The 17062-nt window shown below is 53.6% G+C and carries 15 protein-coding genes; 5 read left to right on the forward strand and 10 right to left on the reverse strand.

What is annotated here, in order from left to right:
* Positions 1–83 precede the first annotated feature (83 nt).
* Both JMJ16_RS29105 and JMJ16_RS29110 read left to right on the forward strand, forming a co-directional pair.
* Complete coding sequence (locus JMJ16_RS29105) at positions 84–1421, forward strand: alanine--tRNA ligase-related protein (RefSeq protein WP_201387307.1); 1338 nt, start codon at positions 84–86, stop codon at positions 1419–1421.
* Positions 1422–1678: 257 nt separating this feature from the next.
* Positions 1679–2683, forward strand: a complete 1005-nt coding sequence (locus JMJ16_RS29110) for a DMT family transporter (RefSeq protein WP_236601732.1) — start codon at positions 1679–1681, stop codon at positions 2681–2683.
* A 276-nt stretch (positions 2684–2959) separates the two neighbouring features.
* On the opposite strand, the gene JMJ16_RS29115 is transcribed toward JMJ16_RS29110, so the two are convergent.
* The 4 genes from JMJ16_RS29115 to JMJ16_RS29130 form a co-directional block, all read right to left on the reverse strand.
* Positions 2960–4189: an aspartate aminotransferase family protein gene (locus JMJ16_RS29115; RefSeq protein WP_201387310.1), complete on the reverse strand. Its 1230-nt coding sequence runs from the start codon at positions 4187–4189 to the stop codon at positions 2960–2962.
* An 88-nt stretch (positions 4190–4277) separates the two neighbouring features.
* Complete coding sequence (argJ, locus tag JMJ16_RS29120; protein WP_201387312.1) at positions 4278–5489, reverse strand: bifunctional glutamate N-acetyltransferase/amino-acid acetyltransferase ArgJ; 1212 nt, start codon at positions 5487–5489, stop codon at positions 4278–4280.
* Between the two features lie 849 nt (positions 5490–6338).
* Positions 6339–8309, reverse strand: a complete 1971-nt coding sequence (ftsH, locus tag JMJ16_RS29125) for an ATP-dependent zinc metalloprotease FtsH (protein WP_201387314.1) — start codon at positions 8307–8309, stop codon at positions 6339–6341.
* A 354-nt stretch (positions 8310–8663) separates the two neighbouring features.
* Positions 8664–9413: a ComF family protein gene (locus JMJ16_RS29130; RefSeq protein ID WP_201387316.1), complete on the reverse strand. Its 750-nt coding sequence runs from the start codon at positions 9411–9413 to the stop codon at positions 8664–8666.
* Between the two features lie 163 nt (positions 9414–9576).
* Between JMJ16_RS29130 and JMJ16_RS29135 the strand changes: the two genes are divergently transcribed.
* Entirely contained in the window at positions 9577–9765 is a 189-nt protein-coding gene (locus JMJ16_RS29135) for a hypothetical protein (protein ID WP_201387318.1), read from the forward strand.
* A gap of 68 nt (positions 9766–9833) precedes the next feature.
* Here the strand turns inward: JMJ16_RS29135 and lysS are convergent, their stop codons facing one another.
* The 6 genes from lysS to JMJ16_RS29165 all read right to left on the reverse strand — a co-directional run bounded on the left by lysS (position 9834) and on the right by JMJ16_RS29165 (position 15473).
* Entirely contained in the window at positions 9834–11324 is a 1491-nt protein-coding gene (gene lysS / locus JMJ16_RS29140; protein ID WP_201387320.1) for a lysine--tRNA ligase, read from the reverse strand.
* A 423-nt stretch (positions 11325–11747) separates the two neighbouring features.
* Complete coding sequence (locus JMJ16_RS29145; protein ID WP_236601733.1) at positions 11748–12095, reverse strand: zinc ribbon domain-containing protein; 348 nt, start codon at positions 12093–12095, stop codon at positions 11748–11750.
* Between the two features lie 54 nt (positions 12096–12149).
* Entirely contained in the window at positions 12150–13052 is a 903-nt protein-coding gene (locus JMJ16_RS29150; protein WP_201387324.1) for a hypothetical protein, read from the reverse strand.
* Positions 13053–13061: 9 nt separating this feature from the next.
* Positions 13062–13787, reverse strand: coding sequence for a hypothetical protein (locus tag JMJ16_RS29155; protein ID WP_201387326.1), 726 nt, complete (start codon positions 13785–13787; stop codon positions 13062–13064).
* Between the two features lie 246 nt (positions 13788–14033).
* On the reverse strand, positions 14034–14498 hold the full coding sequence (locus JMJ16_RS29160; protein WP_201371496.1) for a transcription elongation factor GreA: 465 nt from the start codon (positions 14496–14498) through the stop codon (positions 14034–14036).
* 48 nt (positions 14499–14546) lie between these two features.
* Positions 14547–15473, reverse strand: coding sequence for a biotin--[acetyl-CoA-carboxylase] ligase (locus tag JMJ16_RS29165; RefSeq protein ID WP_201379589.1), 927 nt, complete (start codon positions 15471–15473; stop codon positions 14547–14549).
* Positions 15474–16137: 664 nt separating this feature from the next.
* Between JMJ16_RS29165 and JMJ16_RS29170 the strand changes: the two genes are divergently transcribed.
* A complete protein-coding gene (locus JMJ16_RS29170) occupies positions 16138–16380 on the forward strand; it encodes a DUF433 domain-containing protein (protein WP_007906169.1) in 243 nt (80 codons plus the stop codon).
* A gap of 471 nt (positions 16381–16851) precedes the next feature.
* The gene (locus JMJ16_RS29175; protein ID WP_201387328.1) at positions 16852–17037 is read left to right on the forward strand and encodes a hypothetical protein; all 186 of its coding nucleotides are present in this window, start codon (positions 16852–16854) and stop codon (positions 17035–17037) included.
* Positions 17038–17062 lie beyond the last annotated feature (25 nt).

Consider the following 17062-nt stretch of genomic DNA (forward strand, 5'->3'; position numbering starts at 1 on the left):
AACGCTTCCATTTGAGAGCAATCGATCCTGTATTCGCGAGCCGTAAACACTAGTACGTAAATACAAAAGGAGATGGATACATCATGACGACAGTGCTTAGTTCTTCTCAGATCATTGAGCGCTATCTGGGTTACTTTCGTGGGCATGGGCATTATGAGTTGCCTTCCACCCCCCTCGCGGTGCCTGGTAACAGTACGTCCTTTATTATCGCGGGTATGCAGCCGCTGCTCCCCTACCTGCGAGCGGAGACCTTGCCTCCCTCGCCGCGTCTTAGCTCAGTGCAGCGCTGTCTGCGGACTGATGATGTCGAGGCAGTAGGCAGTAATGACCGTAAGATGAGCGCGTTTCTGATGCTTGGCAACTGGTCGATAGGAGAGTACTGGAAGCGTGAGGCGATAGAGATGGCGTTGGAGGTCTTGTTACAGCATTTGGAGGTAGAGCGAGAGCGGCTCTGGGTAACCGTCTATGCAGGCGACGAATCTCTGGGATTGCCCGGTGACGATGAGGCGATCAACGAGTGGTTGGGCGTGGGCATGCCCAATGAGCGGATTGTGCCCCTGGGGAGTGAGGGTAATCTCTGGACTATGGGTGATGGCCCCGGTCCCTGTGGTCCCAGCTCGGAGATCTTCGTGGATCGTGGTGTGGAACTGGGGTGTGGGCACGCGACCTGCCGTCCTGGATGTGATTGTGAGCGTTTTATGGAGGTCTGGAACCTGGTCTTTATGCAGTATGAGCGTCACGCGGATGGCTCACTTACCACGCTGCCCCAGAGGAATATCGACACCGGGATGGGCCTGGAACGTATAGCGACGGTCTTGCAGGGATCTGAGTCTGTCTTCTCTACAGATGTGTTTCTGCCCGCGCTAGAGCGCTTACACGAGCTGGCGCCCGAGCAAGAAGGCGAGGTGAGGCGCACGCGACGAATGATTGTTGACCACATGCGCGCGGTGCTCCTGGCGGGCCTGGTGGATGTACGGCCCGGGCGCGATGGGCGTAGCTCTGTGGTGCGCAGGCTGATTCGCCGCGCGGCGCGCCAGGGGCGTGTGCTGGGACTGGAGCAGCCCTTCCTCGGCGAGTTATTGTCGCCCCTGGCGGCGGGGCATGGCTCACTTCTTACGTCGCAGGAGCATTCTCAGGTGCAAGGACTGGTGCAGGTCGTGGCCAACGAAGAGCGCATGTTTTCGCGCGTACTCACTCAGGGATTGAGCTTGCTGGAGCACGTTGAGGCGAACGAGCAAGGCTATGTTGATGGGCGGGTTCTGTTCCAGCTGCACGCGGAGCGCGGCTTCCCGGCGGACCTGGCGGCGGAGATTCTTGTGGAGCGAGGACTCTCCATCGATTGGCAGCGCTACGAGCAGGCGCGCCAGGCGCACAGCCAGGTGAGTCGTGTAAGCGTGAAGACACATTTTCAGCTTTCCTGATTATTGTCTATCGCTTGCTATATATTGCGTCAGACGAATTTGCCAATTGCCTCTACCAGAATGATCTTAAGTTGCATTGTAGTGCGTCAAGGTAATAGAGGAGTGCATGTTACCAAGGGCTGGAGGTGACATGTACCCTCTCTTTTATTGCAGAGAATAATTGGTACCCTGGCGTGTGTTATCTAGACTGTGGATAGATGCTGATGAATGCAATAATATAAAAAGATTCTGTTTCTTGAAGGAGTTTTATTAAAATTATGTCGCGCCTACATCCATCTTCTCAGGCTATGCAGCGTCGTTCGCCTCGGGATGTGCCCTCTCTCGTCGCGCTATCGCTGACACTTGTGCTCTGGGCCTCGGCCTTCGCGGGTATTCGCGCGGGTTTGACGGGGTATAGCGCCGGGGCATTGATCTTATTACGTTTTTTGATCGCTTCAGGGGCTTTGCTTATGTATGCGCTGGTCACGCGCATGCGTATGCCTGATAGGCGTGATATCCCAGCGATGATCCTGCTAGGGTTTATCGGTATTACCGTGTACCAGCTGGGCCTTACTTATGGCGAGACGAGCGTTTCGGCAGGGACCGCGGGCCTCTTAATTGCTACTGTCCCCTGTTTCACGGTTATCCTGGCGACTTTGTTTCTGGGAGAGCGCTTCTCTGTATGGGGGTGGGTTGGTCTATTGATCAGTTTTACAGGCGTGGCCTTGATTTCGTTGAATGGAAATGGTGGGCTACATTTTACCCCTGGTGCCTTGCTTATCCTGCTTGCATCCTTCTCTGAGAGCGTTTATTTTGTGGTTCAGAAGCGCTATCTACGCAAATATAGTGGGTTGGAACTGGCGACGTATAACCTCTGGGGTGGCACACTCTTTATGCTGATCTTCCTTCCCACTCTCTGGCAGGAGTTGCCGCATGCTCCTCTAGGGGCGACGCTGGCTATTGTATTTCTGGGCCTGTTTCCTGCGGCTGTCGCCAATCTCGTGTGGACCTTTGCCCTCTCGCGTACGAGTGCCTCAGCTGCCATAAGTTTCCTCAATATCTCACCCGTGTTTTCGCTCATCATTGCCTGGCTCTGGTTGAGAGAGGTGCCATCTCCTATCGCGCTGGGTGGCGGCCTGGTCGTTATTTTGGGTGTCTTGCTGATTAACCTGAAAGGGAAGGTACGTGTGCGAGCAGAACAGCCTGCCGAACCTCTTGCGAAAGAAGTGCAGCCTCAGGTGCTTCTTCTTGCCTCCGAAGAGGTGTCTACTCCAACCAATTAAATCTCACGCAAGTATTACTGGGTCGCGCTACATTGCGCGCCGGGTCGCTGGCAGTAGGGAGTCACGCCGGAGAAGTGGCTACGATTGCGGGCGACCCAGGCATAGAGGGCATCCGCAAGGCGTGCGAGGGGGGGGAGCTGGTAGAGAGTGCTGAAGAGAGGAAGAATCAGGATGGCATCGAGAATAGAGCTTTCTGTGGCTCTTTCTCCTATTGTAGCGCCAGAAGAGAGGGCCCTGCCAGCGCAGGGCCCTCTCTTCTGGTCTCTTAAAGCGTTTTTACTTTTGAGCCGCGGGAAGCTTGGAGACCTCCTCCAGGGAGCGGTCCAGGATCGCGTGTGCCTCGTTGAGATCGGACTCGGTGAGGATCAACGGGGGGACCATGCGTAGGGTTGAACCGCCCAGGGCGTTGAGCAGCAGACCGTGCTCTAGCGCTCGCTCCGCAATCGCGCCTGCCAAGTCATGTTTGACATTGACGGCGCGCATCAGGCCGATGCCGCGTGGGCTATCGATGATGTGCGGATATTTCGCGCTGAGGTCCTGGAACTTCTTATCCCAATAAGCTCCCATCTTGGTCGCGTTCTCAAGCAGGTTCTGCTCTTTGATGGTCTTGATGGTTGCGACACCTGCGGCACAGGCGATGGGATTGCCGCCGAAGGTTGTCCCGTGATCGCCATAGGCGAAGACGTCGGTGCGGGGGCCGGTAAGCATCCCACCAATCGGAACACCACCTGCCAGGCCCTTGGCCATGGTGACGATATCCGGCTTGATGTCGTAGTGCTCCCAACTGAAGTATTTGCCGGTGCGACCCGCGCCAGCCTGCACTTCATCGCAGATCAGGACGAGGTTCTGCTCGTCGCACCACTGGCGCAGTCCCTGGAGAAACTCCTTGCTGGCGGGCCAGATGCCACCCTCACCTTGAACGGCCTCAACCAGGATCGCGACCGTCTTGGCGCTGGTGGCCGCTTTGACCGCGTCCAGGTCGTTGAAAGGTACCTGCTTAAAACCATCGGGCAGGGGCGCCCAGGAGGCCTGATAGGCCGCCTGGCCGGTCGCGGCGGTGGTAGCCAGCGTGCGACCATGGAAGCTGCGCTCCATGCTGATGATCTCAAAGGCCCCATCGCGGTGGAGGCGACCATACTTACGCGCCAGCTTGATCGCGCCCTCGTTGGCCTCGGCTCCGCTATTAGAGAAGAAGGAGCGCATGCCACCGCTCAGCTCGGCAAGTTGTTCTGCCAGTTCGATCTGGCGTACATTGTAGTAGAGGTTAGAGACGTGAACGAGCTGTGTGACCTGCTCTTGTACGGCTTGAATGATAGCTGGATGGCAGTGTCCCAGGATGTTGACGGCGATACCAGCGACAAAATCAATGTACTCTTTCCCCTCGCTGTCCCAGACACGTGCGCCCTGGCCACGTACAAGCGTGATAGGGAGGCGCTTGAAGGTACCCTGATAATATTTCTGTTCGAGGGCAGCCCAATCTCGTTTCTGCAACTCCGTCGTTGTCATAGCTTTTCTCCTTATGACTTACTTATTATGCGAAAACCAACGCCGCTCACGCGGCTAGCGCTAGCGCGCTCAGGTTTTCGAGAGGCAGTTAGCGTGTGTACAAAGAATTTTCGTCAATATAGCCGTGGGTAAGGTCGCAGCCCCAGGCTGTGGCCTCGCCATTTCCCAGGTGTAGGTCGATGGTAATCAGAACCTCGTCACCGGCCATGGCCGCGTGCGCCTGGTCCTGGTCATAATCTATTGCCATGCCTTTAGCGGCGATCTGGGTTTCGCCAATAAAGATATCAAAGGCATTCTGGTCAAACTCGCAGCCGCTGGAGCCAGCCGCAGCCGCAATACGACCCCAGTTGGGATCGCCACCCGCCAGCGCGCACTGCCAGAGCGGTGACCTGGTCAGGGAGCGTGCCGCCAGGACCGCGTCAGCCTTATCACGTGCGCCGCGTACGTGGATGGTTTGCAGCTTGGTCGCGCCCTCGCCATCACGTGCCATCTCGCGTGCCAGGTAGCGTGTAATGTAGCGTAATGCCTGGCGGAAAGTCTCCGCGTCGGGATGTTGCGCGTTGAGTGGGGTATTGCCGGCCAGGCCATTGGCGAAGATCAAACACGTATCGTTGGTCGACATGTCGCCGTCCACCGAGACCATGTTATAGCTATCGTTGACCGCGTCTCGCAGCTCCTGTTGCAGCCATGCGCGTTCTACCGCCACGTCGGTAGTCAGGTAGCTCAGCATAGTTGCCATATTGGGGCGAATCATGCCTGCTCCCTTGGTGACGCCACCCAGGCGAACGGCCTGGCCCTCGATCTCGAACTCAAGCGCGAGGCGCTTAGGGCGAGTATCGGTGGTCATGATCGCCTCAGCAAAGGCGTCGCCGTATTCGCGGCTCAACTCGATCTGTGGGATGCCTGCTTCAAGCTTCTCCATAGGCAATTGGCGTCCAATGATGCCTGTTGAGGAGCAGAAGATAAGTTCTGGGGCGAGTCCGAGATTGGTCGCGGCAAGTTCAGTCATACGATAGGCATTGTGTAAGCCTTGCTCGCCCGTGGCGCAGTTGGCATTGCCGCTGTTGACGACAACTGCCTGCCCCTGGCCGTCTTGTAAGCGCTCCTGGCAGAGCAAGACGGGCGCTGCGCGCAGGTTGTGGGTCGTAAAGACACCAGCAACAGTGCAGGGAACATCTGAGACAAGGATCGCAAGGTCCTTAATGCCAGCGTCAGACTTGATACCGCAAGCAGTCGTACCTGCGCGGAAGCCCTGGGGAGCAGTAACGCAGTGATCAATTTCATGAAATAGTTCTGCCACGAAAGCATCTCCTTCTACTGAAGAACATTGTTGACCTGAGATGGGTGCTATTTGGGCTCCATGCCAGGCCTGAATTCAAGGCTGTCAGAAAAAAGGGGCATAGTTGTCCCTGGGAGGTGTCGACAGCAAGAAATGCGCGGAGGGCCAGTGTATGAATCCTGGCGTGCAGTCGTGGTCTGGGTAGAATGCGCCTGTGTGTTGTTTCCCACCGTGTGAAACTCCTTCAAATGTGGACTAACTTCCTGGAAGGAACTGAGAGCCAATGGCTTTCCTCTGTTGCCCCTTCCGTAAACAGTTGAAGGGACGAGAGTAAAAGGAAAGGCTCCTTTTCACACCCGTGGTGCCACCCTACTTGTCTTTCGCTTCGAAGCGGCAAAAAGCTACGATGGAGAAGCTTCCTGCCCTACGTCGTTGTAGCGAAGATGAAAGACCACTTTTTCTGGTTCTCTGCTGCGTGGTAACCAGCCACCCAACCTACTTATTCCCTGTACGGAGCCGCATTACCGGCATGATACAGGCAATTTTCTTCGGTCAGCCGCTCGCGAAGGCGTTCGAGAAGTGCATCTCCGTTCCGAACTTCCACTCTATTTCGGATCGCTGTTGGCCGCTACTTCTGTACTTTTTTCGTTCAGCGCGGGACAGGCTTGTTGTCTTTATTGACAACCTACTAATTTATGATATCAGGCTGGGATATGTAATGTCAATGGAAAACGTGTATGTAGGGTGCCGTGTTTTGCAAACGTCAGCTTTCGCGCCTGCGGCGCTCAAGAGTCAATGGTCGTGTCTCACGCCACGACCATTGACTCTTAGAGGGCATAAGCCCCAGCCACCTACTATATGAGAGGTTTGTTAATATATGTCGGGTTTCTCGCCGTTGAGGGGGAGGCGAGGGGTGATGAGCGGCATCTCCACGTGAGTGGAAGGTAGCTCCTCCGGTATGCCTGCGAGAATGGAGGGGGTATCATACTGGCCTTCGTTGATTGGCTGGTTGAAGAGTGACTCGAAGAGTGGTCCCTCCAGAGTCTCCTCCTTGATCAGGCGCTCACTAATCATGATCAGGCGCGTCTTGTTTTGTTGCAAGATGGTTTGAGCTCTGCCAAAGGCCTCGTGGATGATGCGATGAATCTCCTCATCGACCTCGCGTGCCGTTTGTTCGCTATAATTGCGCTGCTCGCCAAAGTCGCGCCCGAGGAAGACAAGCTCGTCTTTATGTCCAAGCGCCATGGGGCCGATGCGATTACTCATGCCATACTCGGTGACCATGGAGCGGGCTATCTTAGTAACGCGCTCAATATCGTTGGAGGCCCCGGTTGTGACCGCGCCAAAGATAAGGAACTCGGCGACATGACCACCCAGAGCATAGGCCAGCATATCTTCAAACTGGGGCTTGCTCCAGAGATAACGGTCCTCGGTGGGGAGGAGCATCGTGAAGCCGCCTGCCTGGCCGCGGGCCACAATCGAGACTTTATGTACCGGGTCGCAGTTGGGTAGCATACGCGCGACAAGGGCATGCCCAACCTCGTGATAGGCGGTGATTGCTTTCTCGCGTTCGCTAATAATACGACTCTTGCGTGCTGGACCCGCCACGACGCGGTCGGTGGCCTCCTCTAGCTCGCTCATGCCAACGCGGTGCTTATTGCGGCGCGCAGCCAGGATCGCGGCCTCATTGAGGACATTGGCCAGGTCGGCGCCAGAGAAGCCGGGTGTCTGACGCGCGAGGGTCTCCAGAGAGATGTCGTTCTCCAGGGGCTTACCTTTGGCGTGAACCTGGAGGATGGCGATACGCCCGCGAATATCGGGGCGATCAAGCACGATCTGGCGGTCGAAGCGTCCAGGGCGCAGGAGCGCGGGATCAAGCACGTCGGGGCGATTGGTCGCGGCAATGACGATCACGTTAGTGTTATTATCAAAGCCGTCCATCTCGACCAGGATCTGGTTGAGCGTCTGCTCGCGCTCATCGTGAGAGCCACCCAGGCCCGCGCCACGCTGGCGACCAACGGCGTCGATCTCATCGACGAAAACAATGCAGGGACTATTGCGCTTGGCCTGCTCAAAGAGGTCACGCACGCGGCTGGCGCCGACACCAACAAACATTTCTACAAATTCTGATCCACTAATACTGAAAAAGGGGACGCCTGCTTCTCCTGCGACGGCGCGAGAGATGAGCGTTTTGCCTGTACCTGGAGGACCAACCAACAAGAGGCCTTTGGGAATGCGTGCGCCAAGGGCGGCGAACTTCTCGGGATATTTGAGGAATTCTACGATTTCTTGAAGCTCTTGCTTGGCCTCCTCCACGCCTGCGACATCGGTAAAGGTGACCGAGGGCTTATTGCCCATAAACATCCTGGCCCGGCTTTTACCAAATGACATGGTCTGGTTATTGCTTCCCTGGGCCTGGCGAATGAGCACAAAAAATAGGACAGCGAGGATCAGGAAAGGGATCAGCCCTACCAGGCTCCCCAGCCAGTTCCAGACCTGGCTCGGCGTTTCATAGCGCAGGAGTAAAAGACGATTGTTGACATAGTCAATGCCATTATCTTTGAGTACGCGAGTGGCATCGAAGCTCTCATTAATACTGGCCGTCTCCCTTGGCGCATCTGGTTGGGTGCCACGAATGAGCGTGAGGGTGTTGCTATCGACGCTCAGCGTATCCGTCTGATTTTTCGCGATGTCTTCTTTGACGTGTTGGAGTATCGTTGAGACATTAACCGTTTTGCTTCCGGTTTGTGGTCGAAGGATGATAAGGCCCAGGAGGAAAATCGCTATAATCGCCAGAAGCCAGAGAATACCCGTTCTGAGCCATCTCCTGTTACTTGGCATTCAGGCGCCTCTCTCTAGTATGTATCGGAAGATAAGCAATCAACGAACTACCTCTCTACTTCTATCGATAAGCAAATGATGTTACCGAATATATAATGATTGTCTCTTGTGTGCTTTATTATAACACACACGGTTATCGATCTCGTGCAGTACATCTTTTATAAAGGCTGTGACTCTGGGTAGTAGTTCTGGCTCGATATACTTTGCCGCCTCTTTTTTGTCTCGGGTGGTCGCCACACGAAAACCGATGCGTCCCGCTAGCGCGTCAATATGGCGCATTTCTCGATCAGGTATTGCCGCTCCTTTCGTCGCAGGTCGTGAACTGTGTACGATAGGGAGCGCCCGGTGTGAGACCTATGTCCGGTGCCAGGCCGAGGCAAGCACCAGTCCAGTGACCGAGTGAGCGCCAGCGGCGAAGAGCGGACGCGCGCATGCATCCAGGGTTGTACCTGTCGTACAAACATCATCAATGATAAGAATTTTACGGTTTGCGACGCCTGGGGTTGCAGCCGTAGAGACATAGAGAAATGCTCCCATCACATTCTGCTGGCGTGACCTGCCTGTAAGGGAGACCTGGGCCTGCGTTGGCCGCTGGCGAATCAGTTCTTCATTTACAGGAACGCCGGTCAATCGGGAGCAGACGCGTGCCAGCAGGAGGGCCTGATTGAAGCCACGCAGACGCTGGCGTGCCGGATGGAGCGGGACAGGAAGCAAGACATCGGCCTCTAGTTGAAAGCGTTGATACGTCTGGGCCAGTAAGGTCCCCAGATGCTCGGCCAGGCGTGTCTCTCCATCATATTTCAGTGTTTTGATGCAGGAGCGCAGTGGATCGGCATAGGGGCCAAAGGCGTAAATGTCATGCATATGTCCCCCGGGTGGATAGAGCAGGCAGGCGTTCGGCCCTCCTCGCTGTGTGCAGAGGGGGCAGGGAGGATGTGTTGGTAAGGCCTGGGCCTGAAGCCGGGCCTGGCAGCGTGGGCAGAGAACGTGTCCAGGCTGCTGGCAGGAGGCGCAACGCGGAGGAAAGAGCAAATCCAGCCCCTCTCGCCCAAGCGTCTTCAACGTCGCAAGCAGGGGGGAAGTACATGAAAAGGGTGCAGGCATCGTATTCCAGCTCCAACATCCAATACCATCATCTTTTTTAATCAAAACGTCTTTTGGGACTCTCTTTTATTACAGTACTATGTATTCGACGAAGAATGAGCTCAGTTTTCGCTGATCGCTATGGTAAAAGAGAAACGCCATCTATGCTCTAAGGAGGAATCACGTGAGATACGCTGTGACGTATCGTCTCACTCATCCAGCTTACTTTCCTACGACCTCGATGGCGCAGATCGAGGCGCATACACATGCCGAATTAGAGCGTAAACTTGCCAAAATCGTTTCCAGGTGGAAAGGGCTGGGATATAAGATTCGTGTGACGGGTGTGCGGCAGGAAGAGCGGACACTTGAGTAGACACGTCGATGGTGTGGTGCAGTAGTAGCCGCGTACGCAAGTAGCGGCTACTGCACCACATCACTTATTTAGGCTTCGACCGTCTGCTCTTCCGCCGTTTTGCGCATGGTGGGGAAGAGAATAACGTCACGAATGGACTCCTGGTCCGCCATGAGCATGGCGAGGCGGTCAACGCCGATGCCGACACCGCCCGTGGGAGGCATGCCGATCTCAAGCGCCTCCAGGAAGTCTTCATCCAGTACCTGGGCCTCCTCGTCGCCCTGGCTCTTCTGCTTCATTTGATCTTCAAAGCGCGCGCGCTGATCCAGGGGATCATTGAGCTCTGTGAAGGAGTTGCCAGTCTCCAGGCCGCCGATGAATGGTTGGAAGCGCTCCACCAGGCCGCTATGGGTGCGGTGGCGTTTGGTGAGCGGCGAGACATCCAGTGGATAGTCAATCAAGAAGATGGCCTGTTTTAGTTCTGGAATGCCCTTACGGAACATCTCGCCTTTCAGATCATCGATGAGGCGACCCCGGCCCAGTTTGGGATCCACGATATAGCCTTTGGCGTGCATCTCGGCGGCCAGGCTCTCGCGGTCGGGGAAGGCATTGACGTCGATGCCTGTGTATTTGTGGATGGCCTCTAGCAAGGGAATACGTGGCCAGGGGGGCGTCAGGTCAATCTCGGTTCCCTGGTAGGTGACGCGGGTTGTGCCTTTTACCTCTTGCGCGATGTAGGCGATCATCTCCTCTACCAGCTTCATCATATCGTTGTAGTCCGCGTAGGCCTGGTAGCACTCCATCATGGTGAATTCGGGGTTATGGCTGCGATCAATACCCTCATTGCGGAAGTTGCGCCCGATCTCATAGACGCGCTCAAAGCCACCTACGATCAGGCGTTTGAGGTAGAGTTCAACCGCAATACGCAGGTAGAGGTCGCGGTCAAGCGTGTTGTGATGCGTGATAAATGGGCGAGCCGTGGCGCCACCATAGAGGGGCTGTAAGATTGGCGTCTCAAACTCCAGGTAGCCCTGGCTCTCCAGGAAGCGGCGCATGGCGCTGATTACCCGGCTACGGGTCTCGAAGACCGTTTTGACCTCCTCGCCATTGGCGATGAGATCGAGATAGCGTTTGCGCTGGCGAAGCTCTTTGTCTTCAAGCCCATGATATTTCTCTGGCAAAGGCTGCAAGCCCTTGCCAATGACGCGCCAGCCTTTCACATGGAGGGTGCGCTCTCCGGTACGCGTCACAAAGAGGAAGCCTCGTGCTTCGATAAAATCGCCCAGGTCGAGCAGTTTAAGAACGCGATAGCTCTCCTCACCCAGGTCGTTAATGCGGAAGTAGACCTGGAGTGCGCCGGTGCCATCCTCAATCTTAGCGAAGGCGGCTTTTCCCATTTCGCGTAGGAGGCGCACGCGACCGACGAGGGCGAAATCTCCCTCGGGTCCAGCGTACTGGTCAAAATGGGTGAGCACATTTTCAATGGTATGGGTACGCTCTACGCTATTGGGATAGGGGTCGATACCCTGCTCTCGCAGGGCGTTGAGGCGTTGGATGCGTATCTCCCTTTCTTCTGGCATGCTTTCTTCTTTCCCTTCAACATCTTCTGATCCGAAAACCCTGAGCGCGCTTGTCCCCGAATGGGGGAAGCGCTAGTCACGCCAGTGACGTTGGGTTTCGGAATAAGATCCATAGTATTCCAGCGTGTATCGGTGGCATGCTTGCTCCACACAGCCATTATAGCGCGCATAGGCGATCATCTGAGGATAAGGTTGATGTGTGAGAGCGAGGCATGGATAGCTCGAGGTGCTGACCTTCTTAGACGAAAACCAACCCCCATTTGGGGGCACGGCGGCGCCACTCACATAGCTAGTGCTTCCCCCATTCGGGGACAAGCGCGCTCAGGTTTTCGAAAGGTAGTAAATCTCGTGTATTGTATCATTGTTTGTTGTTACTGAATAGTCAATACCCCATACATAAATGCAGAGGCTTGCCCACATCCGTTAGGATTGGGCTTCAGGGCTGATTGACAGCAGCCCACTACCCCGAAAGGCAGTATAGCGGTTGCGGATGTTTACCGCCGCATTGACGTCAGCGTGATCAGTGTGACCACAGTGAGGACAGGTAAAGGAGTGACGCTTACGCACACCACGCAAACCACAACGAGAGCAGTTCTTGCTCGTATAGGCAGAGTTGACCTCAGTGACACTCAGCCCACTTTCCTGGGCTTTGTTTTCCACACAGGTGCGAATGAGACGTCGTTGCCAAAGGCTCATTCGACGTCTGAGTGCCTTGCCTCTGAGCTTGCCCTTTTCCGGTTTGGGCAGATGCAGGTCTTCAAAGACAAGCACTGCATTCTTAGGGGCAAAGGTGCGTGTGCGGTTGCGTTGTTTGCGACCAAGCTGCTAAAGCAGATATTCTCTTGCTCTTTCCCATTTTCTGGGAAGGAACACCGTTGCATCTTGATACATCCAACGAAAGGTTTGTCTGGCTTTTTCCCCCCACAGTTGAATGCGGTAGATGTTACAATCGGCTCTTTTATTCACCTTAGCTGTAACAGGGAGGATGCTAAGAACAGATCGAAGAAAAGCTTCTGTACCAAGAAGATTAAAAAATGGGCAGTTGTCCTTTCCTCTACCAATCGAGCCATCACCGTCAAAGTAACCACGGATGAAGTGATGCCTGAGGGTATGTGGAATAGTCAAAGGGAAGGTCAGAGTCGCAGTCTTATTAGGGGTAATGCCACAATCAATGAGTTTTTGGTATATGGTGGCGCTGGAAAATATAAAAGAAGCTTTCCCATGATTTACAGTTACTGGATGCTCTGCATTAAGGAATGAACGCAGTCGCATCAAATGTTCTGCATCCTTTTCAGCAAGTTGTATAGCAACAGTGCTTATTCCTTTTGTTCCTTGCCTCAAACATCCGTCGGCCGCAATAAAACCCATCCAATAGGCAGATTCCTCAGACAGGGCAACAAAAGCAGCGTCGTTAATTGTGTACTTACGATTGAAAACATTTGCGCTTGGGGTGAGGTCCAGAGATTTTCTTTTGCGGCGAACAGAATTTATGGAACGTCCGAGGGTGATAGCAATATCCCTTGTTCTTCCTTGATTTCCAGCGTTTTGCAAGGCTATCAACTCATCTTGCTTCCAATGATTCCCAAGAGAGATCTTATACAACCTTGCTCGATTTTTGACGCCGTCTATTGTTCGATCAAGATGATTAGCTATCTCAGATGTAGGCTTTTTCCCAGCCCACTGCAACAAATAAGCATCATCTTCTGGTGTCCAGTGTTGTCCATGCATAAGCTTATTTTAGCATATACCAGAGAGCACATGCAGGATGCTTCGTGTATCCTTCTTCTCTGCCTTACGGGTCGTATGTTTGCGCTGGAGACGAGCGCGGGTCTTGGCAGTACGACGATTCTTGACTTTGACGTCTTTCCCGCTCACGAAGAGTGTCTGACCATCAGGATCGACAGCAACGAGTGCATTTGTCTCGTTGAGGTCAATGCCGACAGGGAGAATACCTTGAGGTTCTGGAACGTCAAGTGTGAGCGTCACACATCCAATGAGCCTGCCATTGCGCTTGAGAACGGTGAGGCTATCAATCTCAACGGCTTTCTCAAAGATGGTCTTGAAATCTTGAGGGATGGTGTACATGAGATGTTTTCGTCCTGTGACGGTCCAGATAGAGAGGGAACCATCCTTGCGAAAATCAGCATCACGCCCGCGCTTCCCAACCAAGAACAAAGCACGTGCTTTCTTGAAGAGGAAAGGGCGTTGTGCAGGTTTCTTGTTGGCTTTGGCACTGGCATAAGCAGCTGAGACAAGGCGAATAGCGGAGATCGTCATTTGTGCAGAAAGCGAACCTTTGACATCATGATAGCAAGCCCGTTGCAAGGCAAGAGCTCCAAGAGGCTTCCCACCATTGAAACACGGTTCAGAGAGGAAATGTTGTACCTCTCGAAACACATTAATGGTGTGCTCAAGGTCGCTATCAGGCTCTATGACAATGGTGATAGTTCGTTGTATCTGCATACATCCATTTTGCCACTAACCTGTAGTATTGTCAATTCTATATGTGGTATATGTGGCAATTCCTCCCTCCCGCTAAAGCCGAGGGCACCCTTGCCACAGTCATGGTGGAAGCAGAAAAAAATCCCTTGAGGACTCGTATGGGAATGTTGCACGAGCCATCAAGGGATGAGCAATTGTTTTTAGGGGATAACCAGGGGCTGATCTGGGTTTATTAATCGTATGATGGTTGGGGTGGCGCGTGAAGCTTTATTCAATGCGCGAAATCGTGTACTCTTTGACCCCGCCTGGCGTTGAGACGATAACATGATCGCCGGCCTTGTGCCCGAGCAATGCTCTTCCGACGGGCGACTCGTTAGAAATACGCCCGGCACTGGGACTGGCTTCAAAGGCGCCGACGATGGTATAGCAGTAATCGCGTCCTTCACTCGATCTCAGATGGACGATTGAGCCGAGGGAGACTTCATCGGTGCGTGCATTGTTGATGAGCTTGGCCCTGGTGACCAGGTGTTCTAGCTCCAGGATGCGTGATTCCAGCAGCGCCTGCTCTTTTTTGGCATCATCATAAGCCGCGTTGTCGATGACATCGCCAGATTCCTTGGCATCGTGAAGGTACTGTGCAACCTTTGCACGGCCCTCGGTGCGCAAATTTTCCAGCTGACTTAAAGCACGCTGTAGACCATCATTTGTGAGGAATACGTCCTGTGTCTCCATCTTTTTTTCCCCTCATGTCTACGGTTAAGGAACTCCCTTAACCAGGTATCAGCACTCATCTGGAAGCGTATATCCTACATCTCCCCAGCTAATGCTGACCAGTTCACCCGAATGACTGCGAAGCAACAGAGCTCCCCCGTCATCCACGTCCTCAGCAACGCCGCTGAGGGTACGATCTCCCTGGCGTACCGTTATGGTACGTCCCAGGGTTGACAACTGGCTACGCCAGGTCTCGCGTAGCAATTGAGCCATAGACAGTTGAGAGCCCACGGTATCTCTCTCCTCTTGAAGGGGGAGATAGTAGCGCTCAATAGCGTGAAGCATGGCCGCAATGAGCCGTTCTCGGCTCACCGGGTAACCACATGCCTCTTCCAATGTGGTCGCTCGCGCAACTGTTTTGCCGGCTGGCTGCTCGCTCTCCTGAGCGTTTTGAACGGAGCTTGCGCTCTGTTCACGATGGATATCTATCAGGTGTGCAATGGGATCGATGTGACCCTTCACATTGACACCTATTCCGATGATGGCAACCAGGTGACCAGATTGATCATGGCTGGTCTCGATGAGAATGCCAGCAACTTTTTGGTCGCCAATCAGAACATCGTTTGGCCATTTGATGGTAGCTTGTATGTTGCAGGTAGCCTGAATCGCTTCAACCAGCGCCAGGGGGGCCAGCATCATGAGCAAGTAGGGTGGAAAGTGCGGGCGGAGGATGGTAGAGGAGAGAATATTACATCCCTCGACATCTGCCCAGCTACGACCGAGACGACCTCTGCCAGCAGTTTGTTGCTCCGTGAGAACTACTGTGCCTTCTGCTATCCCTTCACGGGCAAATTGCATTGCCCTTGTATTGGTTGAATCAATAACGGGTATATAGATTACGTGATCGCCTTTGCCGAAGTTGTGAGTCTCTAACAGCTCTTGCAGTGCCTCGAGATTGAGGCGATCAAAAACGGCGTGTGCTTGTTGTCTCTCCAAAGTTTCCGCGTCCGCTTCTCTCTATCTACCTATCTACCTTTGTGTTGACATAACCTTGTGGGTTATTCGACAAGCCCGCTTCTATCGACTGAGCTGTTCCATGTCTCTTGAAGAGACGGGCTGGGGTAATAACTATAGGGTGTCATCCTACAATGCGAGGGTCTGAGATCCCCCTACCTTCAAATGAAGGTAAACCAGGCGCGACACGAAGGTGCCTCTGCGCTAGCAGGAGATGAGGCAGGTAGGTAGAAATGTCATTCATTCCTGCCAGTGGTTGCTCACAACCCATTTCTCATATACGCTCGAAAAAAAGAGGAATGCTCATGGGCGATGCCTCTTTCCCTGGGAGGGTGTGTGGACCGTGAACGGTCATATAGCCAGTCGATTTGCTAGTGAATTACACCCACCACCTCTCAATGGAAAGTATTGTACCAGAGGATTTTAAGCGCTGTCAAGATTTTTCTGAAAACTCACTCATAACGAGGATGAGCTTGATTGGCTGAGTCGGCATGAGAAGTACGTTTAGTAGCGGCATCCTGATGTGAATTTTTCGTGAATTCAACCGGGCTTTTCTTTACAAGATTTTAACTTAAGCGGATGAGTATAGTAGGTGCCGTGGTATGCTGAGAAGGAATGGCACCGCGGCATCGAGAAAGGATGAGTTATGACCATCGAGCGTACCACGCATCCATATATTATACGCAATACCGCCATTTATGCCGGCGAGCCAATTATTGAGGGAACACGTACAACCGTTCGCCATGTCATTCTGCTGTTTCAAAGCGGACAGGATCCAGAGGAGATCGCTGATAGTCAGCATTTGAGCCTGGCCCAGGTCTATGACGCCATCAGTTATTTTTATGATCACGAAGAAGAGATTCGGCACTACATTTCACATGGCGAATAGTGGACAGAAGGGCCGTGGCAGCCTGTACCCGTTCACATATTTGCGCGCGTCACTTCTATGTTATACACTATACTCTGTATAGTAGCGTAAAAATGGTAGGGGCCTGTTACAAGGGGAGGGACAACGCTACATCGCTCGATCTTCCACATCGTTTACTTATCCATGTTCATTGTCTGCGTCAGGCACATCTCTCAAAGAGAGTAGCTTATAGCCCCTGGATATCAACAGGGCTGTATGCGTTGTGTGCCTGCATGGGAAGGCAAAGGGGCCTGTCGAAGACGCCGATTGTCTGCTGGTTCAGATCTGTCTGTCTCCGTTTCTTGCGACGTCACGGTGTTAACTAGTAGCACATATCCCCGAACTACAGGTAATGCCTATCCGGAAACCTGAACGCGAAGCGTTAGTCGCGAGAGCGACGTTGGTTTCCGAATAAGAGGGTAGTTAGACGAGTTGCAAAAGGAGGACTTGCGGATGAAACAACAGCAATATGTAGATCTGCTGGTTGATGCCCTCCTGGATGAGGGTTTTACATTGGATGAATCATTAAAGTTGATTCAATTGCAGGAAAAGTACGAAGAGCAGCTACTAATTGAAGAAACAAATTATCACCGTTTTGTGCGCTGGTTAGTGGAACACGGGCGTTTGAGTGATTGGTAACAACTTGCGACGAGTTTTAAGCATG

The sequence above is a fragment of the Ktedonobacter sp. SOSP1-52 genome, assembly GCF_016587395.1.